The following is a 24,913-nucleotide window of genomic DNA, read 5'->3' as shown; positions in this document are numbered from 1 at the left end:
GGTATCGAAGCTTCAGTCGAACTTGCGCGAAGGGGCCAAAACCATGGCTTCGCCTACAAGCACCTTTTTGCCATCGACCGCACAGTGACAATCCAGCTTCACGCGCCGCTTGGCAAAGTCTATGTCGATCACCTTGACCTCGGCATAGACCATATCGCCAGGGCGCACCGGAGCCAGGAATTTGAGCGACTGCCCCATATACACGGTGCCGTGGCCCGGCAGCTGCTCGCCGATCACGGCCGAGATCAGGCCCGCCGTCAACATGCCGTGGGCGATACGCCCTTCAAAGATCGTGTCGCGGGCATAGTCGTCGTCCAAGTGTACCGGATTCCGGTCCGTAGAAACCTGCGCGAACATCTCGATATCTTCGTCCGTCACCACTTTGCGCAGGTGGCGGGTCATGCCCATCTCGATGTCTTCAATACAGATCGTGCCGCGTGGAAGATTATCCAACATGTCGCCCTCACTCGAGTTCAGTGGGCAACAAAACAACTCAAGTCGCCCCGGTTTGGCAACTTTATTACTTCGCAGCTGCAGAAAATCAAGTCTTTTCTGACTACCTCAATCGACCGATTGTGTAGGTAGGATTGATGTTTTCCCTTGCAATATAATCACTTAGGGATTCATGATGCGGATGATGCTCAGTTTTTGTTTCCGCTGCGGCCAAACCACCCGAGATGAACAGAGAATCAATCCCTTCGCCCATACCCCCGAGAATGTCCGTATGTGGGCCGTCTCCGATCACAAGAATGTCGCCATCAGGGATGTCATGACCCAATTCCTGCAGCCTGCGCCGCGCAAGATCATAGATCGGCGGGTGGGGTTTTCCGAAATACAGGCTCTCGCCTCCCATCTCGGTATACAGCTTCGCCAACGCGCCCGCGCACCATTCGCGTATCTCGCCCCGGTCAACAACGATGTCGGGGTTGGCGCAGAGCAGCTTTATGCCTTTCTGCTTGGCATAGAGGAAATCGGCGCGATTGACCGCCGGATCCGCCATTGGGTCGAACGGCCCGCAGCAGACGATCCCTTCGGCCTCATCCAGCGGGACACGTTCGATGTGGATCGGATGGTGTAGTATTTTCAGCGGCTCAAAGAAACCCGCGTCGCGTTCCCATTCCCCCATGAAATAGACTTTTTCACCAACCGCCCCTCGGAACATGGCCGACCGAGCCGAGTCCCCGCTGGTGGCGATGGTGTCATAGGCATCTGCGGGGACATTGAACTGCCCAAGCTGCTCAGCCACGCCAGCACGCGGTTTGGGTGAGTTGGTGACCAGTACAACGATCCCGCCTTGCGCCCGGTAGCTTTGCAAAGCCGCGACTGCCTCGGGGTAGGCAGTGATGCCGTTGTGAACGCATCCCCACAGGTCAACGAACAGTGCCTTGTAGCGGCCTGAAATCTCGGAAAGCGTGTGGATGATCTGGGTCATGGGAGCCTCGGGACCTGAAATTCTGAGTTGTGACAGCTATGGCAAAGCTTTCACCTCTTGGCCATCCCGCAATACCAATTGCGGGTCGAACACGGTGTGTCTGATCGTGTCATTCGGCGATTTCTTCGACATCGGGTGCTTGTTGGACGTTTTCGGTGCCCAATATGATCTGTGCGCCGATCCTGTTCTGGAAACGCACTACGACCAGATAACCCGGCCCCAGTTCTTTCTGAAGTACGTCGACCAAAGGCGTGTCGCGCAGGGTCTCGGGTAGCAAACCGGCGATCGAGGATACTTTGTAAGCGGCTTCAATCGGAAGGTCCACGATCAGCCAAATATCGGCGTGTTTACGTTTGGCATTCACGTCCACGCGGATGATCTCGACCGACACCGGATCGGCCCAGTCCCGGATCGTTTGTGCCAAGTGTGCCTCGGTCCGGGTTTCGAGGTAACGGTTGTAGGTCGACTTTCCCAGTTGAAGGACAACGAAGGCTAGGAATGCCAGTGTCACCACCACGCTTGCGGTGAAGTTCAGCTTGCGCCGACCCTTGCTAAAAACCACGGCGCGCGCCGCGTATACGATGTAAACTGCGCAAGCGGACAGAATGATCGCACCAAGGTTGGTGGCGAAAAGCAGGCCAGCTTCATAGGCCTCGGCGGGCTCGTCGAAATACAGCAACACACCCGATGCAGACAGAGGTGGCACCAATGACACGCCGATGGCTGCACCGGGAAGCAGGCTGGCCTCGGACCGGTTGATCTGAACGTAGGCGGCGGCCACCCCGGCGGCTAGCGCAACGATTAGATCCTCGGTGCCCGGATCTGTTCTGGCCAGAACCTGATCGGGGATCAGAATACCGCGCGGGACGTCGGCAACATAGACGAGAAGCCACGCCAGCAAGACGCTGATTACCGCCGCGCCGCAGACAATCAGAGCTAACTTGAACGCGCGACCCAGCCATCCCATGACCATCGCCGCCGCAACCCCAAGGATCGGGGTCATCAATGGCGCAACAAGCATTGCGGCAATGACCACCGCACCGGAATTTCGCAGCATGCCCATCGTGGCGATCACCACGGATAAGGTCAGAAGCATGGCAAACCGCCGCCAATAGGCAGGTTTGTCCTTGCCCTCAAATCTCAGGATGTCGCGTGTGGTGCTGAACTTGCGGGAACTCATGAACGTCGTCTGACCCAATTCGCTGTCTGGCTTTTGATGTCAGACTACCAACGGATACCATTCGCGCAAAACATTAGTGGCAAAGAAAAAAGGCGTCCATGTTGGGGCGCCTTTCGATTGGGATGTCTGCCAGCGTCAGACCTTGAGGTTCGGGATGATCTGTTTTTTGCGGCTCATGATGCCGGGCAGGACTACGGCATCGCCGTCCACGCTTGCGCCAAAGCTCTTTTTCGCGACGCTTTTGACCAGATCGTTGGGTACCAGCAGAGTGGCCTCTTCGTTCAGGATATCGACTACGAACAGCAGAACCTGATCAACGCCGTCTTCCTTGGCCACGTCAGCCATCGAACCCGCCAGGCTGGCCTTGCGATCCAGTACAACGCCCGGTGCGGTGGTTTCCAGAACCGAAACGCGGAACTTGGTGCCGTCGACCTCGTATTCCTTGCTGTCCATGCGGATCAGTTCGGCGTCCGAAAAGGACGATACATCTGATTTTGCCGCGAACATTTCGGCGGCATAGGTCGCAACGTCCAGGCCCAGCTCGGCAGCCAGTTTCTCGGCCACTGCGCGGTCATGTGCGGTGGTGGTGGGAGAGCGGAATTCCAGCGTATCCGACAGAATGCAGGTCAGCGCGGCGGCTTTGATGGCGTCGGGCATCTTGGCGGCGTCGTCACCGATCAGGTCCATCATGATGGTCGCCGTGCAGGCCAGCGGGCGCACGGTGATGTCGATCGGACCTTTGGTTTCCAGCCCACCAACCAGCTTGTGGTGGTCGATGATTGCGCGAATGTCGGCGCTGTTTACGCTGGCTGGCAGCTCGGCCGGGTTGTTGGTGTCCACGATGACTACCGGTGCGCCCTCGGCCACGTCCTTGATGATGCGCGGCTTTGGCAGGTCCCAGCGCTGCAGCAGGAATGCCGCTTCGGTGTTGGGTTCGCCCAGCAAAACCGGCTCAGCCTGTTCGCCTTTGATTTCGTTCAGGTACCATGACCACAGGATAGGTGAGCCTGTGGAGTCGGTGTCGGGGGATTTATGTCCAAATACGAGCGTTGTCATGTCAGCGTCCTGAGGGTGATCATTTTGCGCGCCTTATAGGGCGGTCCGCCGGGGTTGTCACCCGACAGTGTTTACGCTGCGACGGTTGGTCTGAAATCGAGGTGGGTCAGAACGGGGCGCGGGTCAAGGTGTACCCGGTCTGATGCAATTGGTTCAGCAGCCCGTAGTCGCCCCCAAGATGCCCGGCACCGACCGCGATCACGACAGTTTGGTCCTGAATGTTAAGAATTTTCTGCATCCAGTTGCTGTTGCGCTCGACCAGAAGCTTTTGCTCGAAATCATTCCATTCCTCGTCGAATACTTCGGGCGACAGGCCCGAGTCTTCCAAGCCCTGCAGGCGGGCGAGCTGTATGATTTCGACATGTTTCTCTTCCAGGTAGGCGTTGGCCATCGTCGCCAGTTGATCCTCGCTGCCGCCCATTGCGCCGGCCATCCGCACAAGGGACTGGACCTGCTTTTCGATGGGGTGGCTGTCGAACATACTCATAAGATCGGCAATCTGTTCAAGCGAGCGTTTGGGGATGCCCAATTCGTCAGCCAGCTGATCCAGACGGGCGTCCATCCCGTGGTTTGCAGTGGGGTCCTGCATCATGCACGGGGGGATGCCCAACATCATGCTTAGAAACCAGGGACGCATTTTGGCTGCCATCCAGCCAGGGATACCGCGTTCGGATAACCCGTCAGACAGGGCAGACCAGTCCTCCTCGGACATCAGGTCAATCAGGCTGGGTCCCGAGGTGATCATCACCGGGCTCATGTCCTTGGCCAGGTCTTGTTCAAACGCGTCCATTTCTTCCTGCGTTACCTCGAAATAAAACGCGTCCGCATCGCTGAGGGCCGGCGTTAGTCGTTCGACCACTGCGTCCATGCGTGGGTCATTGGCATGCAACGTACCAACAAGGTGCAGGGTCGTGTCGCCCTTGGACGCGATCCAGTGATTACCTTCGGGAAACGGGATATCGGCCACTGCCTGTTGCAGTTCGGACTTTACCGCAGGGTTCAGTCCCGGCCTCAGATCATTCCCTTCGCATGCGGCCTGTACGGCGGCGGGCAGGATTAGGAAAAGCAGAGGTGCAAACAAGCGCATAAGGATCATCTCGGAATCTTCAGTGTGACCGCGACATTGCCTTTGCGCAGCAATGTATTCAAGCCAGATGCAGGTGATGGCTGGCGTTCGCGGCAAATTTGCATAGCATGGCGGAATGGACCGCGAGCAGGATCTATACCCGCCGATCAAGGCGCTGTTCGAGCGTCAGGGCTATACCGTCAAAGGCGAAGTCGGCGCTGCCGATATCGTCGCTGTTCGGGATGGCGATGAGTCGGTGATTGTTGAGCTGAAGCTGCGGTTCTCATTGGCGCTGTTTCATCAGGCGATCACGCGATTAAGGGTGACTGACCAGGTCTATGTTGGTGTGTGCAAACCCAAGGGGCGAACGGCGCGGCGTGCGTTAAAGGACAATTTGGCGCTGTGCCGCAGACTTGGTCTCGGTCTGATCACTGTACGTGCCGACGGCGCGGTCGAGGTGCAATGTGACCCGGGCCCGTATGCACCGCGAAAAAACAAAGTAAAGGCGGCTCGCCTGCTCCGTGAATTTGACCGGCTTGAAGGTGATCCCAACGCAGGTGGGGCCACCCGGCACGGGATCGTGACGGCCTATCGTCAGGACGCGCTGAAATGTGCAGCCCATCTGGCCGAATGCGGAGCGACAAAGGGGGCGGAAGTTGCCCAATCCACCGGCGTCGCCCAGGCCACGCGCCTGATGCGGGACAATCACTACGGGTGGTTCGACAAGGTCGAGAAAGGGGTCTATGCGCTGTCGGCTACGGGGGCCGAAGGGTTGAAGCACTGGGCGTATAGCTGGGAAGATGCGAACTAGTCAGGCCGTGCGGCGATTTCGGAAATCATGGCGCGGGCTATATCTGAAAGGACGGCGTTGCGTTCAGGAAATGGCGCATCGCTTTCGGTCAGATAGATGGCGGCCAGATAGGTGCGGGGCTCGGATGTCTGCAAAAAGGCAACGATCGCACGGCTGCCGTGGCCTCCGGCACCGGTCTTGTCCCCGATCGTCCACCCGTCAGGCACGTGCGCGCGGATAAGACCGTTGGCCACTTGATCGTCTATCATCCATTGCCTGAGTTGTGCGGAGGATGCGGGTGAGAGCGCCTGGCCAAATAACAACCGGTCGAGCGTCGCCAGTATTGCCCGAGGCGTTGTAGTGTCGCGCGGATCGCCTGGAGTGGCTTCGTTCAGCGCCGTCTCCCATCGATCAAGGCGGGTGATGTCGTCGCCGTTTGTCCGAAGAAACTCGGTCAGTCCGGCAGGCCCATCCAGGCGGCGCAACAGCAGATTGGCCGCAGCATTGTCGCTGATCGTCATCGTTGCTTCGCATAGCGCTCCGACAGTCATACCGGTCTCAACATGTTTGCTGGTGACAGGGGAGTAATCTACCAGGTCCGTCGTCTGGTACGTGACGTGATCTGACAGGCTTTCCGTACCTGCATCCACCTCTGCCAGCACGGCGCCGCACAAGAGCGTTTTGAACGTGCTGGACATCGGAAACAGCTCATCCGCGCGGTATGAAACCTCCCATTCGTTGCTGGGATCATAAAGGAGCAGCCCGATCCGGGCATCAAGGCGGCGCTCCCAGCTCTGGACCGTTTCGGTAAGGGGCTGCGCCTGTGCTGATGTGGCTAAACCAACAGTAATAGTAATTAAAAACAACAGGGTAGTTGTGATTTTCCTGAGCCCACGCATCGAATCTGCCTTGGTCAAATGTGGTCGCCATCACCTTAGTTGGCTAGGGCGCTGTGTAAACCGGGCGTTCTGGGGCTCTGCGTGCGAAAAATATTCAGGCAACTTGTTGACTCGGTCATTTCGACCCCCTAGCTATGCGTCGTTATCACTCTCTACTACCGAGTGCTAACGCCTCGCTGAAAGGCGGGGGAGGATAGATAAACTTTGAGCCCAAGGAGCTGCAAAGATGGCATTGAAACCGCTTCATGACCGTGTGCTGGTTCGTCGTACCGAAAGCGATGAGAAAACCGCAGGCGGGTTGATCATTCCCGAAAGCGCAAAAGAAAAGCCCAGCGAAGGCGAAGTCGTTTCGACCGGTGAAGGCGCGCGCAAGGACAGCGGCGAACTGATCGCAATGGCTGTAAAAGCTGGCGACAAGATCCTGTTCGGCAAGTGGTCGGGCACCGAGGTTCAGGTCAACGGCGAAGAGCTGCTGATGATGAAAGAAAGCGACATCATGGGGATCATCGAGTAAGCGCCCACGCTTCTCTGATCTTCATTTCCAACATTTTTCTCAAGGAGAAACAACATGGCTGCTAAGGACGTCAAGTTCGACACCGATGCCCGCAACCGCATGCTGTCAGGTGTGAACATCCTGGCCGATGCTGTCAAAGTAACCCTGGGCCCCAAAGGCCGCAACGTGGTGCTGGACAAATCCTTCGGCGCACCGCGCATCACCAAAGACGGTGTATCGGTTGCCAAGGAAATCGAACTGGAAGACAAGTTCGAAAACATGGGCGCGCAGATGGTGAAAGAAGTCGCCAGCCGCACCAATGATGAAGCTGGCGACGGCACCACCACTGCAACTGTCCTGGCTCAGTCGATCGTCAAAGAAGGTCTGAAGCAGGTTGCTGCTGGCCTGAACCCGATGGACCTGAAGCGCGGCATCGACCTGGCAACTGCCAAAGTCGTTGAAGGCATCAAAGAGATGGCGCGTGAAGTCAAAGACTCGGCAGAAGTCGCTCAGGTTGGCACCATCTCGGCCAACGGCGAAGCCGAAATCGGTCAGCAAATCGCAGACGCGATGCAGAAGGTTGGCAACGAAGGCGTTATCACCGTCGAAGAAAACAAAGGTCTGGAAACCGAGACCGATGTTGTCGAAGGTATGCAGTTCGACCGTGGCTACCTGTCGCCTTACTTCGTCACCAATGCTGACAAGATGATCGCAGATCTCGATGATTGCATGATCCTGCTGCACGAAAAGAAACTGTCCTCGCTGCAGCCGATGGTTCCGCTGCTGGAGCAAGTGATCCAGTCGCAAAAGCCTCTGCTGATCATTGCTGAGGATGTTGAAGGCGAAGCGCTGGCAACTCTGGTTGTCAACAAACTGCGCGGCGGCCTGAAAATTGCTGCTGTCAAAGCACCGGGCTTCGGCGATCGCCGCAAGGCCATGCTGCAGGACATCGCAATCCTGACCGGCGGTCAGGTCATCAGTGAAGATCTGGGCATGAAGCTTGAGTCCGTGACCATGGATATGCTGGGCACCGCCAAGAAAATCGAAATCACCAAAGACGAAACCACCATCGTTGACGGTGCTGGCGAGAAAGCCGAGATCGAAGCACGTGTTGCTCAGATCCGCACTCAGATCGAAGAAACCTCGTCGGACTACGACCGTGAGAAGCTGCAAGAGCGCGTTGCCAAACTGGCAGGCGGTGTTGCTGTTATCCGCGTAGGTGGCATGACCGAAGTTGAAGTGAAAGAGCGTAAGGATCGTGTTGACGATGCTCTGAACGCAACGCGCGCAGCCGTACAGGAAGGTGTTGTTGTGGGCGGTGGCGTTTCGCTGGTTCAGGCCGGTAAAGCACTGGACGCTCTGAAAGGCGCAAACGCTGATCAGGATGCAGGCATCAATATCGTGCGTAAAGCCATCGAAGCGCCGCTGCGCCAGATTGCTGAGAACGCAGGCGTCGACGGCGCAGTTGTTGCAGGCAAAGTTCGCGAATCTTCGGAAGCGGCCTTTGGTTTCAACGCTCAGACCGAAGAGTATGGCGACATGTTCTCGTTCGGCGTTATCGATCCGGCCAAAGTTGTCCGCACTGCGCTGGAAGATGCAGCATCGGTTGCTGGCCTGCTGGTCACCACCGAAGCAATGGTTGCTGACAAGCCTGCCAAAGACGGCGCGCCTGCTGGCGGCGGCATGCCCGACATGGGCGGCATGGGCGGCATGATGTAAGACCTCGAATTCGCCTCGGCGAATTCTGACGGTCCCGACAGGCGCTTGGCTGTAAGGCCAAGCTGCCGAAGGGGAAGCCTTAAAACATAGGGACGGGGTCGCCTTCGGGCGGCCCCGTTTCGTTTTGCGGACCACACGCGGGGATGTGAGTGTGCAAAACGGGCCGAAACCGGTTATGCGGTTGATATGAAACTGTTCCTACTCACGTGCCTGACGATGTGCGCCTTTGCGTCCAACTCAATACTTAATCGTCTGGCGATCGATAGTGGCGCCAGCGATCCTGCTGCCTTTGCCGTGGTGCGGGTCTTAGCTGGTGCAGTGGTGCTGGCTGGATTGGTTCTTCTGAGGGCTGGTCATTTGCCCCTGTTTGACCGGCGCAGGGTTGCCGGGGCGGGGTCGTTGTCCCTGTACATGATCGGATTCTCTGTCGCCTATCTGACGCTGGACGCGGGTCTTGGCGCGCTGATCCTGTTCGGGGTGGTGCAGGTGACGATGTTCACTGTGACATCAGTGAAAGGCACTCTGCCCACTGGTCGGCAGATCGCGGGCGCCGCAATCGCGTTGCTGGGGTTGGGCTACGTGCTTTGGCCGTCCGGATCGTTACAGGTCAACCCGGTCGGATCAGCCCTGATGATTGCAGCCGGGATCGGCTGGGCAATCTATTCGCTGGTTGGCAAGTCCGAACCGGATGCCTTATCCGGCACTGCGGCCAATTTTGTCGTGGCATTACCCGTGACAACGCTGGCTTTGTTGGCGACAGGAGGGGCTTGGCACATGACCGCTAACGGATACTTGCTGGCCGCGTTGGCTGGCGCAGTCACCTCGGGGATGGGGTATGCGCTGTGGTATCAGGTTCTGCGGGAATTGACGCCCACAACGGCGGCCGTCGTGCAACTCAGCGTTCCGATCATAGCCATTATTGGCGGTGTCCTCCTGCTGGGTGAGGCCGCCAGTCTGCGCCTGATCCTGGGGGCGGGTCTGGTATTGGGCGGAATTGCACTGGCCGTTCTGCTCAGGACGCCGCGGTAGGGGTTTATTCGCTGGACGTTAGACCTTATCTGGCGGCTATGCGTTACTTGCTTGCCCTCATTCTGTTCTTTGTACCTGCCATTGTGCAGGCAAAATGCGTGGTCCTGCTGCATGGGCTGGCACGGACCGAAGCGTCCTTTACCGTCATGGAACAACTGTTCAAGACGCATGGTTATACCGTCGTGCGTCCGGGATATCCGTCTACGGACCTGCCTATTCCCGACCTGACTGCACAGACACTGCCGGACGCGTTTGCCGAATGCGGTGACGACAAGGTCAATGTGGTTGCGCATTCGATGGGCGGCATCCTGTTGCGCTATTGGCTGCAGGATAACCATCCGGAGAATCTGGGTCGCGTGGTCATGCTCGGTCCGCCCAATCAGGGCAGTCAGTTGGTGGACGAACTTAGCGCTTATGAGGTGTTTGGGATGCTGAATGGTCCGGCTGGCCTGGCGCTGGGCACGGGCCCCGAAGGTATCCCAAGGCAACTGCCGCCTGCGGATTTCGAACTGGGTGTCATCGCCGGTGAGAATTCGCTGAACCCACTGTTTTCGTCGATGATTGATGGTTCGGATGACGGCAAGGTCTCGGTTGAGACCACCAAGGTCGACGGGATGGCGGACCATATCGTTCTGCCAGTGACCCACACTTTCATGATGAACAACCCCCGCGTGATGGCGCAGGCGCTGCATTTCATCGAGTTTGGACAGTTTGACCCACAGATCACATGGCTGGACGGGGTGATGGAAATCATCGACGAAATCTGCATCGGGCAGGATTGCTCGGAACCCGCGTCGGAGCCTTCCCAATGACTGCACTTTCTCTGACTTTATCCGGCGCAGAGGTCTTGTTGCCGGACCAAGGGATGACTCGTGCAGACCTGCCCATTTCCGCTGGGATCGTGCAGGAGGACCGCGTAGGCAGAACAATCGATCTGTCGGGATATCTTGTGATGCCCGGTATCATCGATCTGCACGGTGATGGGTTCGAGCGCCACATCGCACCGCGACGAGGGGCGATGAAGCAGATGGACGAGGGCATCCTGTCGGTCGAGGCCGAACTGGCCGCCAACGGGATCACGACGGCGGTTCTGGCCCAGTTCCTGAGTTGGGAGGGCGGCGTGCGCGGCCCTGAATTCGCTGGCCAAGTGTTTGATGCTATCGCGTCGGTCAAAGATCGCGTCGTGACCGATCTGCTGCCTCAGTTACGGTTCGAAACATACATGCTGGCGGAATACCCCAGCCTGCCTGAACGCATCACCGATTGGCAGGTGCCCTATGTCGTGTTCAACGACCACTTGCCGCATGACCGGTTGGCCGAGGGGCGCAAGCCGCCACGTTTGACGGGTCAGGCGCTTAAGGCCGGGCGCAATCCGGACGCACATTTTGAGATGCTGCTGTCCATGCATGCCCGGCGGTATGACGTGCCCGCTGCATTGGACACACTCTGCGAGACTCTGGCCGAGCAGGGTGTCCGTATGGGCAGCCATGACGACGCTACGGCCGAAACTCGTGCCGATTGGCGGGCACGAGGTGCTCAGATTGCCGAGTTCCCAGAAACGCTAGAGGCGGCTGAGGCCGCGCGGGCCGCAGGGGATCACGTTATCCTCGGCTCTCCCAACGTGGTGCGTGGCGGATCGCATAAGGGTAATGTCAGTGCACTGGACCTGATCACGATGGGGCTGTGTGATGCCTTAGCATCGGACTATCACTATCCCAGCCCGCGGCGCGCTGCGCTGATGCTTGCCAAATCTGGCCTGCTGGATTTGGCAATGGCGTGGGCGCTGGTGTCATCAGGGCCGGCACGGGTGCTAGGGCTGCAGGACCGGGGCACACTTGCCCCTGGTCAGCGCGCAGATATGGTGATCCTTGAGGAGAAATCTCACCGCGTCGCCGCCACGCTGGCGGGCGGGCGGGTTAGCTTCATGTCAGGCGATATCGCCGCACGATTCGTCGGCTGAGTTACCGCGAGATGCGGTTGAAATGCGCCATTTTGCGGCCTGGTTTGACCTCAGCTTTGCCATAGAGATGAAGCGCCACGTCGCGTTCCCGTGCCAATTCCGGCACGCGGTCCATATCGTCGCCGATCAGGTTCTCCATGACCACGTCCGAATGGCGCTGCCCATCACCCAAGGGCCATCCCGCCACGGCGCGGATATGCTGTTCGAACTGATCCACAGCGCAGCCGTTCTGTGTCCAGTGACCCGAGTTGTGCACCCGAGGCGCAACCTCATTTACGATCAAACCTTCTGACGTGACGAACAGTTCGACACCCATGACACCGACGTAATCCAGCGCGTTCAAGATATTGGCGGCCAGAAGAACAGCATCGGTTCGTTGCGCCGGGGCAAGGCGGGCAGGGACCGTCGTTGTATGCAGAATGCCATCGCGGTGTACGTTCTCGCCGGGATCGAAACAGGCCACCTGTCCGTCGATACCGCGGGCGGCGATGGCCGATACCTCGTGGCTGAAATTGACGAAGCCTTCAAGGATCGCGGGTGCACCTGCCATATCGGCCAGCGCTGCCTCGGCATCTTCCGGGCTACGCAGGCGCACCTGCCCCTTGCCGTCATAGCCAAAGCGACGGGTTTTCAGGATGGCCGGCGTGCCGATCTGGTCAATCGCTGCCTTTAGGCTGTCCAGATCGGTGATGTCGGCAAACGGAGCTGTTTTCAGCCCTAACCGGGCAAGGAAGTTCTTTTCGGTTAGTCGATCCTGACTGACCCGAAGCGCCTCGCGCCCTGGATGGATAGGGCAATGAGATTCCAGCAGGTCCAGCGCTTCGGTTGGGATGTTTTCGAATTCATAGGTGATGACATCAACCGACTCGGCAAACGCTTTAAGCGCCGCAGCGTCGTCATAGGCTGCAGTGGTCACATGATCCGCCACCTGACCGGCGGGTGGGTTGGCTCCCGGCTCAAAGATGTGGGTTACAAAGCCCAACCGGGCCGCCGCGACGGACAACATCCGGCCCAATTGGCCACCGCCCAGAATTCCAATCCGCGCCCCCGGAGCAAGCATGTCCGTCATCAATCAGTCTCCAACCTTTTTCCAATCGCCTGCAGGGCCGAGCGCAGCGCATCATGTGCGTTGCCCGCATGCAAGGCCTGCGTCATTTGCAGGCTGAGTGTTCCATCAGTTGCCAGCGCGTCCCGTTCTTCGGCCAAACGCCCGGCTTGCCCGGTTTGCATTGTGTGCAGAAACCCGGATAGCAGCTGTGTCGTATAAAACTCTGAGGCATCCGCGTCGCCCGTTTGCTCGGCCAGCCACTCGGCACCCGTTGCCAACACGTCCAGAATGCCCGGGACCATGGCGCAGACGGCAAAATGTGCATTCAGCGCGGCCTCGTTGGATACCTTGACGACCGGGTTTTCGGGCTCGAACAATTCAGCCAGCAAGGCGTCGTTTCCGAACGCTGCAAGCGGGCATCCACCTTGCTGAAGAAAACCCAATGGGATCGTTTGCACAAAGTCAGTTGCGGGGGCGCATAACGCAGCAAGCTGATCCACCGATACAGCCGCCATCACTGACACGATCTGCTGATCCGAGCGAAAGTTTAGCTGTTCCAAAACTTCCGGGGCGATTTGGGGGCGCAGGCAAAGAAAAACGATATCTGATGCGTCAAGAACCGCTTGTGGGTTCGCGACCACAACATCCAGTTCAGCTTTCAGTTCGGCCGAGACTGTGGCGTTGCGCTCTGTCACAGCGATCTCGTGCCCTTTTGCCGCAAGAAAACGCGCAATGGGGGCTGCAATATGTCCGGTTCCGAAGAAGCCGATACGGCTCATCCCTGCGGTTCCTCGGGGATCGAGGCCGAAAGGGCCGCGCGCCAGGCATCCAGACGATCAGCCAGCGCTGGGTCTTGCAGAGCAAGGATACCGGCCGCCATCAACCCGGCATTGGCCCCACCGGCCGAGCCGATAGCCATCGTCGCCACCGGGAAACCTTTGGGCATCTGCACAATGGAATACAGCGAATCAACGCCGGACAGGGCGCGGGTCTGAACAGGCACACCGATCACCGGCACGCGCGTCTTTGAGGCCATCATCCCAGGAAGATGCGCAGCACCGCCCGCACCGGCGATAATCACATCCAGGCCGCGCCGAACGGCGGTTTTGCCATAGTCCCAAAGGCGATCAGGGGTGCGGTGGGCCGAAACGATGCGTTTTTCATACGCAATGCCCAGTTCATCCAGAATGTCTGCGGCTTCTTTCATCGTGGGCCAGTCCGACTGGCTGCCCATGATGATCCCCACTTTCACATCGCTCATCCGCTTGTCGCCCTTGCCTGCCGAAAGAGCGCGCACTATAGCCAAATCGGCCTATCTGGCAATGCGGTACAGGGCCTTCAGGCGATGATATCCGGGGTCAGACGATCCTCGATCAGGCGAATGATGTCCTTAAGGCGCAGTTTCTGCTTTTTCAGCCGCTTGATCGTTAACTGATCCGACGTCCCCGTCGCTTGCAGCGCCTCGATCGCTTCGTCCAGATCGCGGTGCTGGCGGCGAAATACCTCCAGCTCGACCCGAAGAACTTCATCTGTTTTCATTGAAATGTCAGTGGGCGCGTTCATGGACGACTCGGTTGTTGTTGTGGTGCTTTCCACACAAGATAGTGAGTCAGGGTTTATCCGGCCAGACCTTGTGGACATCCCTGCATATTCCCATATTCTATCATACGCGGTTGCCAAAACGGGACCGCACCACACGTCGCTTTGGCAATAAAGGACGAAAATACGTGTCGAAACTTACTCTTGGCTCATACCCGCATCTTTTGGGGTTCGAGCAATTGGAACGCCTTCTGGAACGGTCTGCAAAGGCCGGAAACGAAGGATACCCGCCCTATAACATCGAACAGACCTCGGATTTTTCCTATCGCATCACCTTGGCTGTGGCCGGTTTTGCGGAACAGGACCTGTCGATTACCATCGAGGATCGCCAACTGGTGATCCGGGGCCGTCAACGCGACGATAGCGAGGGGCGCATCTTTCTGCATCGCGGCATCGCGGCGCGTCAATTTCAGCGCATGTTTGTTCTGGCGGACGGTGTCGAGGTGGGCGAGGCGATCATGGAAAACGGTCTGCTGCATGTGGATCTGACCCGCGCCGTGCCTGAAACCGTGGTTCAGACAATCAATATACGGAAGGGGTAAGAGCAATGAATACACCGATTGAAATCAACACCGAAGGCGACCGGATCGTTTATGTAAAAGCCGTCGATGTGGCTGACCTGCCGCGTGAAGTGCGCGAACAGGCTGGTGATCTGGATCAGCTCTACGCTGTGCATGACTCGGATGGTCAGCAACTGGCCCTGGTCGCAGATCGCAAGCTGGCCTTTATTCTGGCGCGCGAACATGACTTTTCCCCGGTGGCCGTGCACTAAAACGGCCCCCGCAGCGTGTGATTTTCCCGTGACATCCGCCGCCCCACGGGTGAGATATGCGAACCAATACGGGTTCGCAGGGCGGAGGCACCAAACATGAGTTGGTTTGATTTTGACTGGGTGGACGCATTCAGCGACCGCGCCTTTGGCGGCAATGGATGCGCTGTGGTGCATGGTGGGGCCGTCCTACCCAAAGATGTCTGCACGGCTTACGTTCGCGAAACGTCCTTGGTCGAATGTACCTTTACCGGGCCGTCTGACGTGGCCGACGTCCGAGTGCGCTATTTTCTAGCCAGCCGTGAGATCCCTTTTGCGGGGCATCCCACAATAGCCACTGTGGCGGCGATGCGGTCGCGTGGCCTGTTTCAGGGGGATGCGCTGACACTGGACACCGGGGCAGGGATCGTTTCAATCCAACTCAACGATGATAAGATTGAAATGACACAGGTTGCCCCGCAATTCGGTGCGATCGTTCCTGCCAATCTGGTTGCCGCTGCCATCAGCCTACCGGAAAGTGCGATCATCTCGCCACCTCAGATGGTTTCAACCGGGTTGCCGTTTTGCGTCACTGTGCTGCGCGACCTCGAAGCGCTACGTGCCGCAAAGCTGGCACAAGAACCGCTGCGCAAGGTGATAGAGGCCGGAGGATATTCCGGAACGGACATGGCCGAGCCATTTATTGTGGCGCTGGAGGGCGCGACCGAGGCGGGCGACACGTTCTCACGCCTTTTGATGTTGCCGCCCAGCCCGCCCGAGGATCCGTTCACCGGCTCCGCAACCGGGGCGATGGCAGCTTATCTCTGGAAATATGGCCTGATGCCCAAGGACACGTTTACGGCAGAACAGGGCCACGACTTGGGCCGCCCCGGCCAAGCGACCGTGATACGCGTTGGACCTGCCGATGCGATGACCGGTATTAAGGTGGCGGGCCGTGGCTATATTCTGATGCGCGGTCAGGTCAATTTGCCCGGGCAACCGTAATGACTGAACCCGCGATCGCCATCCTGCCCTACGGGCATCGGTTGGGTCCGAAATTGGCTTCGGTTCCATTGTCCGATCTGATCTGGCCCGAAGGGTGCCCCGAGCGCTTGATGGGCAAAACAGTTGGCGATCTTGAGCGTACGGACCATCTGATCATGTATCCCAATTCTACCGTGCATTTACGCCTGCGCCGGGGCACCCGCGCCCGGATTTCGCTGATGATGGGCGAACCGTCGGCCATTCACGCCAAGCACGACAAGATGCTCCGCTACACATGGCGGCGGTTCTTTCGGGTGATGACGTTTCATGATGTGCCGCTGCAGAACCTTCCGAACGCTGTGTTTCTGCCCTACGGCGTGACCATGGTGCCGGATTGGCGCGACCTCAACGTAGAGAAAACGAAGTCCTGCTCGCTCATTGCCTCAGCCAAACGCGATCTGGAAGGGCATCAACTTCGCCATTCGGTGATTGACTGGGTGCATGAAACGGGCGCTGACGTTGATATCATGGGGCGGGGATACACGCCGTTTGATCGCAAATCCGACGGGCTGGCTCCGTATCGCTATTCCGTTGTGATCGAGAATGTGCGCGAGAAGAACTATTTCTCGGAAAAGCTGACGGATGCGGTCCTGTGTTCAACGGTCCCGATCTATTGGGGGTGCCCGAATATCGGGGACTTTATGGGCACTGCCGGTATGATCCTCTGTGAGTCCGAGGCCGACATTCAGCGCGCGATCAACAGCCTGTCCGCTGACGACTATGCCGAACGCCTGCCGCATCTGAAAGCTGCGCAAAGCAAGGCGGCAGAGTTCGGTGACTTTGAGGGCCGTGTGGTGCGAATCCTGCGTGAACAGATAAACGCGGCCTAGTCGTCCGATGGCCGCGGGGCCAGCCACCCCACCGGCAAGATCGGATTCGCCGAGGCGTCGATCCCATGTCGAAGGCAAAGCCGCTGCAGATATGATCCGCTGACCGGCAGCCCGGCGGTTTTGCCTGCCATGAACTTTTTCTGATGTCCGTAGATGTGGACTGAATGCACCTTATCCCGTTCGATCTCGGCCGTGGAAATGCGCGGATCGTGGAGTTGCCATAGCTGATCCTTGTCCAATGGATAGAACACTTCCGGCTGCATCGCGTGGCTGTCTTCGCCAGTCTGGCGCAGAAAGAACTCCAGCGCCTTGGGGCCAGAGCTGCCCCAGGGCAGTGTTTCAATGCCCCAGGTTTCACCGTTTCGGATGCGCCTGCGATTGTGTCGAAGCAGCCGACCGCCGCGCCAGGGCTGGGTTGGGTTGGCCGAGGTCACGAAATCAATCCATAACGCCAGCGTCTCTGAACCTTCCGGCAGCCGCAGGACGCCGTTGGGAAAGGTGCCTGATTGCGACGATCCGAAAATGTAAGACGAAGAAAAGTCGAATGGCTTGACGCAATAGGCATCCAGATCGACCCAGATGAACGGAGTTTTCTGCATAAGCCGCAGTCGAAAGATGTCAGAAAACACTGCGACCCCTAACCGGTCTTCCGGTCGAAAATCAAACGGCGCTGGCCAAAGGATATCAGAAGCGGGCCGTATCTCGGTGCCGCTAGGCACGCCTTCGATGTCATGCACGGTATACATGATAAACCGGTGACCGTTATCCAGGTAGGATTGAATGCATAACGCCTCGAGCCAGCTCAAGTCTGAACCAAACCAGAAACTGGCAATTGCAGGCAGGTCGCGGGTCATGGGCACTTTGCGTTTTGGTTAGGGTCTGCATTTGCACCAAGGCAGCGTGCGCTTGTCAATCCAACAAAAAAAGCGGCCACTGCTGGCCGCTTTGATTGTTCGTTGTAGCAATTAGGATGCTGCAATCAGACCCATGCTTTCCAGTTTCAGCAGAACCTGATGGGCGCAGTTGTCGACCTCGACATTTTCGGTCTCGACGCTCAGTTCGGGGTCCGCGGGAACATCATAAGGGTCCGAGATTCCGGTGAACTCTTTGATCTTGCCTTCGCGGGCCAGCTTGTACAGTCCCTTGCGGTCGCGGCGTTCGCATTCCTCAATGGTGGTGGCCACGTGAACCTCGCAGAAGGCGCCGAATTGTTCGATCTCTTCCCGGACCGCACGGCGGGTCGTGGCATAGGGCGCGATCGGGGCGCAGATTGCGATGCCGCCGTTCTTGGTGATCTCGCTGGCTACATAGCCAATGCGGCGGATGTTCAGGTCGCGGTGCTCCTTCGAAAAGCCCAGCTCAGACGACAAGTTTTTCCGAACGATGTCACCATCCAGCAAGGTAACAGGGCGGTCGCCCATCTCCATCAGCTTGACCATCAGCGCGTTGGCAATCGTCGACTTGCCCGAGCCTGAGAAGCCGGTGAAGAAGACCGTGAATCCCTGCTGCGAACGGGGTGGGAAGCGGCTGCGCAGTTCCTGTACAACTTCGGGGAACGAGAACCACTCCGGAATCTCCAAACCTTCACGCAAACGGCGGCGTAACTCGGTGCCCGAGATATTCAGGATAGTGACATTGTCCTTGTCCAAAATCTCATCGTTCGGCTCGTATTGCGCGCGTTCCTGCACGTAAACCATGTGTTTGAAATCGACCATCTCTACGCCGATCTCATCCTGGTATTTGCGGAACAAATCCTGCGCATCGTAGGGGCCGTAGAAATCTTCGCCCTGGCTGTTCTTGCCTGGGCCTGCATGGTCACGACCGACGATAAAGTGGGTGCAGCCGTGGTTTGCACGGATTAGCCCGTGCCAGACGGCCTCGCGCGGGCCTGCCATGCGCATTGCAAGATTCAACAGTGACATTGATGTGGTCGAGGCTGGGTATTTGTCCAGCACTGCCTCATAGCAGCGCACGCGGGTAAAGTGGTCGACGTCGCCAGGTTTGGTCATGCCCACGACCGGATGGATCAGCAGGTTGGCCTGCGCCTCTTTCGCGGCGCGGAACGTCAGTTCCTGGTGCGCGCGGTGCAGCGGGTTGCGGGTCTGGAACGCAACGATACGCCGCCAGCCGACTTTGCGGAAATAGGCGCGCAGCTCGTTCGGAGTGTCGCGGCGCGCGCGGAAGTCATAATGGACAGGCTGTTGAATACCGACCACAGGCCCGCCCAGATAAACTTTGCCTGCGACGTTGTGCAGGTAGTTCACCGCCGGGTGGGCGTCGTCATCTGCGCCAAAGACTTTTTCGGCCTCGCGTGCCTTGTCAGGCGTCCAGTGGTCCGTGACTGTCATGGTGCCCAGAATGACGCCTTCCTGATCACGCAAAGCGATGTCCTGGCCCAATTCGATTTTGTCGGCGAACGCCTCGTCTACGTCCAGAGTAATAGGCATCGGCCACAGTGTGCCGTCGGCCAGACGCATGTTCTCAACGACATTGTCGTAGTCCGCCTCGCCTAGGAAACCTTTGAGAGGGTTGAACCCGCCGTTCATCAGCAGTTCCAGATCGCAGATCTGGCGCGGGCTCAGGTCCCAGCTGGTCAGATCTGCGGCTTCCACCTTCAGTTTCTGTGCTGAATCGTAGGACACGAACAATTCGGGGATCGGGGCCAGGTTACTTAACATCGTCATGGGATTACTCTTGTAAAAGTGCTGCTTTGCCATTGATTAAGGGGCGTTTGCCCCGGCTTTTGGGTGAAGTCCATATACTTTGGTGAAACAAAGGACGATATGTGCGGTTTTTCTACGCAATGGAAGGATATTCCGGTTTGTGTGGCAATCTGCGAAGCTGGTTCCCGAGGAGGGCAACAATTCCACCCAATTCAGGGCGAGTGTTCTTATGCAGCCACACTGGCGTTCAAATCCGCCGCTTTAGGGACGGGCAGGGCGGGAATCGGTCGCGTTACGCCACGCAGGTCGAATGGGCGAACCTGCCGCATATCACCGTTATATCCTGCCGCCAGCAACAACTCTTCCGAGACCAAAAGTTCGCAGCCCAAGTTCTTGGTTTCGGCCTCTAACCGGCTGGCCACATTTACGGTGTCGCCGATGATTGTACGGGCGGCGTGGCCCGCAGCACCGATTTCACCCAGAACAAGGTCCCCCAGATGCAAGCCCATTCCGATGCGGATCCGGGGGCTGCCCTCTGTTTCCAGCTGCTGGTTGAAACGCTGCAAGGCAAGGCTGATATCAATGGCCGCTTTCATCCCGGCGCGAGCAGAGCTTTGGGCGTCGTTGGTTTCGAACACGGCCAACAGGCCGTCGCCCATGTATTTGTCGACCACTCCACCCTCGGCCGTGATCGCGGGGACGATGGCGTCGAAAAAGCGGTTTAGCAGGAAAACGATGTCATAGGGCAGTTGGCCAGCGGTGCGCGAGGTAAAGCCGCGCATGTCCAGAAACAGGACCGCCAATTGCCGTTCCTGACCCTGGCTTGCATGTGCCCGGTGTCGGGCGCCATCTGGACGGAACATGCGAAACGCTGTGATCGGAGCCATCGGTCGGATTTGACATGCCAGCCGGGCACCCGCCGGGGCGCTGACCGCAGCTAGGCTTCGGGCTTCGACCTCACCAGGTTCGGGCAGTTGATCCCCGCCCGCCTCGACAATCACGCGGCAGGTGGTGCAGCGCCCTTTGCCACCGCATAGCGCCGTGTGTGGAATGCCGTTGGCTTGGGAAATTTCAAGCAGGGTCATCCCTTTTTCGGCAACGACCTCAGGGCCTTGAGCGTACTTGACGCGCACGGAATGTCGGCGGCGCCACAGCTTGCGGATCGCAAATACCGCCAGGGATGCGCCAAGGGCCACCCAGAACGCCATGAGCGCATTGTCTTTTACGCTGAACAGGTGCTGGAAGTCTTCGGGAGAGGGCCAGTTGTAATGCTCGATATATTGTTCGCGCAAAAACGGGTCTGCAAAATCAGCCCAGATTCGGCGCCCTTCCGTCAGCACTCCGGCAAGGGCAAATGTGGGAACAAACACAGCCAGGCCAATCAGATATGGCACCAATTTGGGCCACCAGCGGGTCAGCCGCAGCCACATGTGCAGTCCGATACAGCCATGTACCCACACCACCAGCAACAACAGGCTTTGCATCCAGACCGCGTAGCTGGGCCACATCAGAGCGATGATATAGCCCATTTCATCGTTCACATCGTACACCGTGTTCGCATAGCGCGTTTGCACGATATGCGAGATCAGCTGCATTGGTATCAACAACCCCAGAACCATCTGCAACCCTGTGCTGAACGGCATGCGCAAAGTCCGGCGCTGGCTGATCGAGTACAGGGCTAACCCCGCGTGAATCAAAAGAGCAGCATAGAGAATTACGCTGCCGACATCGTGACGTGTGATTACATGCCGGGCATCCTGCATGTCATGCAGGTAGTCCGTGTGAAACAGACCAAGGCCGATGTTGATGAAGTGAAAGAACGCAAAGGCGAACAGAACTAGGCCGCTGCCGATCCTCAGCCGGGTTGCCCACCCGCCTTGCCACAGAACAGTTTTCAATCAGATCACCTGCGTTGGTCTCGCCTGAGGTCGAGTCTGATACGCCGTAGCTTAGCGGTCAAGCGCAGGTTGCGGATAGGGCGGTGTCCAATCAGTTGGCGGCGTATTCACACGGATCAGCGAAGGAGACGGGTCGAACAGGACAATGTGGCTGAGATCGGGGCGCGAGCGTGAGCTGTATAGCAACCCGTCAGCCCCTGCGTCACGCGCGCGGTCCGAGAACCTCCATGTCGGCGAGGTGCCCTGCTTGGCGTGAATGCCCTGCCAAACGACCGATGCCTCGCGCTGTCCACGTAAGTCGACCAGTTTTGCGCCTGTCACGGTTGCCCGCTGTAAGACCCGTGGTGGATCGCCCGCCGAAACATATCTTCGAATAGCGACCCCAGCACCTTCTGCGCTGAGCGAGGCGTAAAGCGCCGTCTGCCCTGAGTAATGAAAACGCCCCTCCGGCGCCCTTGCAGGGGCCAAAGGGGCGTTCAATTGCGTCAGAAAGAGAATTCTCCAGGCCGGGCCAGAGAATTCCAGCATCAGATCAATCCTGTTCGGCCAGGAAACGCTCGGCGTCCAGTGCGGCCATGCATCCCATGCCGGCGCTGGTCACAGCCTGCCGGTAGATGTGGTCCGTCAGATCCCCGGCGGCAAAAACACCCGGCACCGAGGTCTCGGTCGAACCTGGCTTGGTCACGACATAGCCGCCCATATGGCTTTCCAGTGAGTCTTTGACCAGTTCATTGGCAGGTGCGTGTCCGATCGCGACAAAAACGCCTTTGCAGGGGATCTCGGTAATCCCGCCGGTCTTCACGTTTTTGACCCGCACACCTTCGACGCCCAGCGGGGCATCGGTGCCGGTCACCTCTTCCAACTCGTGGAACCACAGGGGTTCGATTTTTTCATGCTTCAGCAGCCGGTCCTGCAGGATCTTTTCTGCGCGCAGCTCATCACGACGGTGGATCAAAGTGACCTTGCTGGCAAAATTGGTCAGAAACAGCGCCTCTTCGACGGCGGTGTTGCCGCCACCGATGACCACGATTTCCTGCCCGCGATAAAAGAAGCCGTCGCAGGTCGCGCAAGCCGAAACGCCAAAGCCCTTAAACTTCTCTTCCGACGGCAGGCCCAGCCATTTGGCGCGCGCGCCGGTGGCCAGAATGACGGCATCTGCTGTGTAAACAGTGCCGCTGTCGCCGGTTGCGGTGAACGGGCGATTGCTGAGGTCCAGATCGTTGATGATGTCACCGATGACCTCGCAGCCCATCGCCTTGGCATGGTCTTGCATGCGCACCATCAGGTCGGGGCCTTGAACCTCTGTATCGCCGGGCCAGTTTTCGACCTCGGTCGTTGTGGTCAGCTGGCCACCCGGCTCGATGCCCTGAACCAGAATCGGTTCCAGCATCGCGCGGCTTGCATAAACGCCGGCCGTGTAACCGGCCGGTCCCGATCCGATGATCAGAACCCTGGTGTGTCGTGTTTCGGCCATAGTACCCCCAACTCGATCTGCCTGATTGGGGCGCGTGGCCCCTGACGGATGGATATAGCGAGCGTCGCGCAGGGCTTAAACCCCCAACCTTTTGACAGGCAGCCATGCATTTGCGGCATGGTGCCCAAAAAAAGAACATTGAAAATATAGAATATTGCGCAGGTGCGAAAGATAATTGCGCATTGGTCGGGTGCTGATATAACAACCGAAAAATTAGGAGCATTTCATGGTCGCGATACGGCTGGATGAGATTGACCGCAAGATTTTGGCAGAATTGCAGGCAGACGGTCGCATGACCAATGTCGAGTTGGCAAAACGCGTAGGTATTTCAGCGCCGCCTTGCCTGCGGCGCGTGCGTACGTTGGAAGAATCCGGGCTTATTCGCGGCTACCATGCCGATGTGAACTCACGCGAGTTGGGGTTCGAGGTTCAGGTCTTTGCCATGGTGGGGCTCGAAAGCCAGGCCGAATCCGAACTGAACGCATTTGAGGAACGCTGCCGCGAATGGCCGCTAGTTCGGGAATGCCACATGTTGAACGGCGAGGTGGACTTTATCTTGAAATGCGTCGCCCCCGACCTGAGCAGTTTTCAGCAGTTTCTGACAGGCGAACTGTTGACCACGCCCAATGTAGCCAGTGTCAAAACATCGCTGGTTATTCGCGGCGCCAAAGACGATCCCGGCGTTCCCTTCGACGTTCTGGAAGAGCGAATGAACCGGACGGCGTGAACATCATTCGCTTTTGATGCGGTTTTGACGGCGGCAGAAAAGCTGCGACCGTCAAAGATAAAACCCAACTAATTATCAGCTGCATAATGCCCCCACACTGCAGTTAGTTTTTGTCGTCACGCAGAAAGCGCATTTATCTCACCGTCTCCTGCGCGTGGTAGAACCAGTGGACCAAAATCACTCAGCGATTCGATATGCGCAAACAAGTTCAAGTAGATCGATCTGAGCGATTGGCTGATCTGGCGTGCGGCATTGACACCCGGATGGTATGATTCGAATTGCAGGCCATCGACCTTGATGACCGAATGACGTTTCAGGCAGATGTGAAACAGCTCAATCGGGGTCGGCGGCAATGTTTCGATCACGCTCATACCGTCCTGGAATTCATGGACAGGGGTCAGAATCTCGCCCCCGTCGTGCAAATGGCGCAGATGCGCAGGTGTGGCCAGCAGACGAGCTGCGGGTCCCGCAATCACGCCGGACAACGGTTTTTGCATCCCAAATGTATCAGCCATGATCCGAGTTAGAGGGCGTGTTCGGCCACGCGAGTCCTCGCGCCCGGGAATCAGGGTCACCGAACCTTTCCAAAGCACTTTTTGCAAGGCACCGTCCTGTGTCAGAATCGAGTCGCCCGGCAGCAAATCTTCGATTGCCAATGGGCCATGTTCGGTTTCTACTAGGGATCCGCGTGTAAAGGCGCAGAAGGCGTCTTCGAACATGGGCAATGCCGGGGCGATGTGGCGCGTTTGCGAAACATCTCCGTTCGGCATCAAGGTGCTGACCTCATAGCGCCGCAACTGCGCCTTTGGTCTTGCGTTTGTCCTCGGAATTTCGCGCAGCATGGCCGAAGTTTCGACCGCATTTCTGGCTGCGCGCGCGAAAGAATGTGGAATGGTCATTTTTATTCCGTCCCCTCTAAAACACCGCTCAGACGGGCAGAGCCCTCCGTACAGGGCAACCTGAATGGCATTGTTTTTGTCTTCAGGGAGACGGCGATCGCAGGTAGCACGCCTTGCAGACGTTGCAAGGCAAGGAATTTACGATTTTCTTTGGTCATCACGCTGACCCCCCAAGACAAACTCTCTAAAACGCAAGCGAAAATTGCCTGCGCACACACGCCCCTGAACCTAGCCGCTGGAAATTTCAGCGGTAGGTCACACACCGGCCCGGAGCACCCCTCCGATGTGTGTCTTGACCCTTGGAACCGGCAGCTTGGTTCCTTGGGCGTTTTGATCAGAGTCGTGTTGCCAAGCGGCGT

Annotated in this window: 27 protein-coding genes; 11 read left to right on the top strand and 16 right to left on the bottom strand. The window is 58.0% G+C overall.

Annotated features, from left to right (window positions below; translation table 11 throughout):
* Positions 1-12: 12 nt before the first annotated feature.
* The 5 genes from DK510_RS18185 to DK510_RS18165 all read right to left on the bottom strand — a co-directional run bounded on the left by DK510_RS18185 (position 13) and on the right by DK510_RS18165 (position 4,764).
* Positions 13-456, bottom strand: coding sequence for a MaoC family dehydratase (locus DK510_RS18185; protein ID WP_058275996.1), 444 nt, complete (start codon positions 454-456; stop codon positions 13-15).
* A 100-nt stretch (positions 457-556) separates the two neighbouring features.
* Positions 557-1,432: a TIGR01459 family HAD-type hydrolase gene (locus DK510_RS18180; protein ID WP_109313281.1), complete on the bottom strand. Its 876-nt coding sequence runs from the start codon at positions 1,430-1,432 to the stop codon at positions 557-559.
* Positions 1,433-1,541: 109 nt separating this feature from the next.
* Positions 1,542-2,612, bottom strand: a complete 1,071-nt coding sequence (locus DK510_RS18175) for a DUF389 domain-containing protein (RefSeq protein WP_109313280.1) — start codon at positions 2,610-2,612, stop codon at positions 1,542-1,544.
* 135 nt (positions 2,613-2,747) lie between these two features.
* On the bottom strand, positions 2,748-3,668 hold the full coding sequence (locus DK510_RS18170) for a manganese-dependent inorganic pyrophosphatase (RefSeq protein ID WP_109313279.1): 921 nt from the start codon (positions 3,666-3,668) through the stop codon (positions 2,748-2,750).
* Positions 3,669-3,774: 106 nt separating this feature from the next.
* Complete coding sequence (locus DK510_RS18165) at positions 3,775-4,764, bottom strand: TraB/GumN family protein (protein WP_234999134.1); 990 nt, start codon at positions 4,762-4,764, stop codon at positions 3,775-3,777.
* A 106-nt stretch (positions 4,765-4,870) separates the two neighbouring features.
* Here DK510_RS18165 and DK510_RS18160 point away from each other — a divergent pair, with 106 nt between their 5' ends.
* Entirely contained in the window at positions 4,871-5,545 is a 675-nt protein-coding gene (locus DK510_RS18160; RefSeq protein ID WP_109313278.1) for a DUF2161 domain-containing phosphodiesterase, read from the top strand.
* Here the strand turns inward: DK510_RS18160 and bla are convergent.
* A complete protein-coding gene (gene bla / locus DK510_RS18155) occupies positions 5,542-6,423 on the bottom strand; it encodes a class A beta-lactamase (RefSeq protein ID WP_109313277.1) in 882 nt (293 codons plus the stop codon). The genes DK510_RS18160 and bla overlap by 4 nt on opposite strands.
* Positions 6,424-6,649: 226 nt before the next feature.
* On the opposite strand from bla, the gene DK510_RS18150 reads away from it, so the two are divergent.
* From DK510_RS18150 to DK510_RS18130, 5 genes are all read left to right on the top strand, one after another.
* Positions 6,650-6,937 carry a co-chaperone GroES gene (locus DK510_RS18150; protein WP_058275523.1) on the top strand — a complete coding sequence of 96 codons (288 nt, stop codon included), beginning with the start codon at positions 6,650-6,652 and terminating at the stop codon, positions 6,935-6,937.
* Between the two features lie 54 nt (positions 6,938-6,991).
* Complete coding sequence (groL, locus tag DK510_RS18145) at positions 6,992-8,635, top strand: chaperonin GroEL (protein ID WP_109313276.1); 1,644 nt, start codon at positions 6,992-6,994, stop codon at positions 8,633-8,635.
* Between the two features lie 186 nt (positions 8,636-8,821).
* On the top strand, positions 8,822-9,664 hold the full coding sequence (locus tag DK510_RS18140; RefSeq protein WP_109313275.1) for a DMT family transporter: 843 nt from the start codon (positions 8,822-8,824) through the stop codon (positions 9,662-9,664).
* Positions 9,665-9,702: 38 nt separating this feature from the next.
* Positions 9,703-10,476, top strand: a complete 774-nt coding sequence (locus DK510_RS18135) for an alpha/beta fold hydrolase (RefSeq protein ID WP_109313274.1) — start codon at positions 9,703-9,705, stop codon at positions 10,474-10,476.
* Entirely contained in the window at positions 10,473-11,624 is a 1,152-nt protein-coding gene (locus DK510_RS18130; RefSeq protein ID WP_109313273.1) for an alpha-D-ribose 1-methylphosphonate 5-triphosphate diphosphatase, read from the top strand. Before DK510_RS18135 ends, DK510_RS18130 begins: the two co-directional genes overlap by 4 nt.
* A gap of 1 nt (position 11,625) precedes the next feature.
* On the opposite strand, the gene DK510_RS18125 is transcribed toward DK510_RS18130, so the two are convergent.
* The 4 genes from DK510_RS18125 to DK510_RS18110 all read right to left on the bottom strand — a co-directional run bounded on the left by DK510_RS18125 (position 11,626) and on the right by DK510_RS18110 (position 14,235).
* Positions 11,626-12,693: a 5-(carboxyamino)imidazole ribonucleotide synthase gene (locus DK510_RS18125; protein ID WP_109313272.1), complete on the bottom strand. Its 1,068-nt coding sequence runs from the start codon at positions 12,691-12,693 to the stop codon at positions 11,626-11,628.
* Positions 12,693-13,451 carry an NAD(P)-binding domain-containing protein gene (locus DK510_RS18120; protein WP_109313271.1) on the bottom strand — a complete coding sequence of 253 codons (759 nt, stop codon included), beginning with the start codon at positions 13,449-13,451 and terminating at the stop codon, positions 12,693-12,695. Before DK510_RS18120 ends, DK510_RS18125 begins: the two co-directional genes overlap by 1 nt.
* Complete coding sequence (purE, locus tag DK510_RS18115; RefSeq protein ID WP_109313270.1) at positions 13,448-13,933, bottom strand: 5-(carboxyamino)imidazole ribonucleotide mutase; 486 nt, start codon at positions 13,931-13,933, stop codon at positions 13,448-13,450. The genes DK510_RS18120 and purE overlap by 4 nt, the downstream gene beginning before the upstream one ends.
* Positions 13,934-14,010: 77 nt before the next feature.
* Positions 14,011-14,235, bottom strand: coding sequence for a YdcH family protein (locus DK510_RS18110; protein ID WP_058275529.1), 225 nt, complete (start codon positions 14,233-14,235; stop codon positions 14,011-14,013).
* 164 nt (positions 14,236-14,399) lie between these two features.
* On the opposite strand from DK510_RS18110, the gene DK510_RS18105 reads away from it, so the two are divergent.
* The 4 genes from DK510_RS18105 to DK510_RS18090 all read left to right on the top strand — a co-directional run bounded on the left by DK510_RS18105 (position 14,400) and on the right by DK510_RS18090 (position 16,893).
* Entirely contained in the window at positions 14,400-14,813 is a 414-nt protein-coding gene (locus DK510_RS18105; protein WP_058280036.1) for an Hsp20 family protein, read from the top strand.
* 5 nt (positions 14,814-14,818) lie between these two features.
* Complete coding sequence (locus DK510_RS18100; RefSeq protein ID WP_058275531.1) at positions 14,819-15,043, top strand: DUF1150 family protein; 225 nt, start codon at positions 14,819-14,821, stop codon at positions 15,041-15,043.
* Positions 15,044-15,139: 96 nt separating this feature from the next.
* Positions 15,140-16,024: a PhzF family phenazine biosynthesis protein gene (locus DK510_RS18095; protein WP_109313269.1), complete on the top strand. Its 885-nt coding sequence runs from the start codon at positions 15,140-15,142 to the stop codon at positions 16,022-16,024.
* A complete protein-coding gene (locus DK510_RS18090) occupies positions 16,024-16,893 on the top strand; it encodes a hypothetical protein (protein ID WP_109313268.1) in 870 nt (289 codons plus the stop codon). The genes DK510_RS18095 and DK510_RS18090 overlap by 1 nt, the downstream gene beginning before the upstream one ends.
* On the opposite strand, the gene DK510_RS18085 is transcribed toward DK510_RS18090, so the two are convergent.
* From DK510_RS18085 to trxB, 5 genes are all read right to left on the bottom strand, one after another.
* Positions 16,890-17,747, bottom strand: coding sequence for a hypothetical protein (locus DK510_RS18085; protein ID WP_109313267.1), 858 nt, complete (start codon positions 17,745-17,747; stop codon positions 16,890-16,892). The genes DK510_RS18090 and DK510_RS18085 overlap by 4 nt on opposite strands.
* A 111-nt stretch (positions 17,748-17,858) precedes the next feature.
* Positions 17,859-19,577: a bifunctional sulfate adenylyltransferase/adenylylsulfate kinase gene (locus DK510_RS18080; protein WP_109313266.1), complete on the bottom strand. Its 1,719-nt coding sequence runs from the start codon at positions 19,575-19,577 to the stop codon at positions 17,859-17,861.
* A 206-nt stretch (positions 19,578-19,783) separates the two neighbouring features.
* A complete protein-coding gene (locus DK510_RS18075) occupies positions 19,784-21,454 on the bottom strand; it encodes an adenylate/guanylate cyclase domain-containing protein (RefSeq protein WP_109313265.1) in 1,671 nt (556 codons plus the stop codon).
* 51 nt (positions 21,455-21,505) lie between these two features.
* A complete protein-coding gene (locus tag DK510_RS18070; protein ID WP_109313264.1) occupies positions 21,506-21,982 on the bottom strand; it encodes an RES family NAD+ phosphorylase in 477 nt (158 codons plus the stop codon).
* A gap of 4 nt (positions 21,983-21,986) precedes the next feature.
* Complete coding sequence (gene trxB, locus DK510_RS18065) at positions 21,987-22,928, bottom strand: thioredoxin-disulfide reductase (RefSeq protein ID WP_109313263.1); 942 nt, start codon at positions 22,926-22,928, stop codon at positions 21,987-21,989.
* 226 nt (positions 22,929-23,154) lie between these two features.
* On the opposite strand from trxB, the gene DK510_RS18060 reads away from it, so the two are divergent.
* Positions 23,155-23,655 carry an Lrp/AsnC family transcriptional regulator gene (locus DK510_RS18060; protein ID WP_109313262.1) on the top strand — a complete coding sequence of 167 codons (501 nt, stop codon included), beginning with the start codon at positions 23,155-23,157 and terminating at the stop codon, positions 23,653-23,655.
* A 116-nt stretch (positions 23,656-23,771) separates the two neighbouring features.
* On the opposite strand, the gene DK510_RS18055 is transcribed toward DK510_RS18060, so the two are convergent.
* Positions 23,772-24,554 (bottom strand): Hint domain-containing protein, encoded by a 783-nt coding sequence (locus tag DK510_RS18055; protein WP_109313261.1) that lies wholly within the window; start codon positions 24,552-24,554, stop codon positions 23,772-23,774.
* Positions 24,555-24,913 lie beyond the last annotated feature (359 nt).

This window comes from Ruegeria sp. AU67 (assembly GCF_900312795.1).
GTDB classification, from domain to species: Bacteria; Pseudomonadota; Alphaproteobacteria; order Rhodobacterales; family Rhodobacteraceae; genus Ruegeria; species Ruegeria atlantica.
The sequence above is the reverse complement of the archived record's forward strand: the minus strand, read 5'-3'. Positions and strand labels throughout refer to the sequence as shown.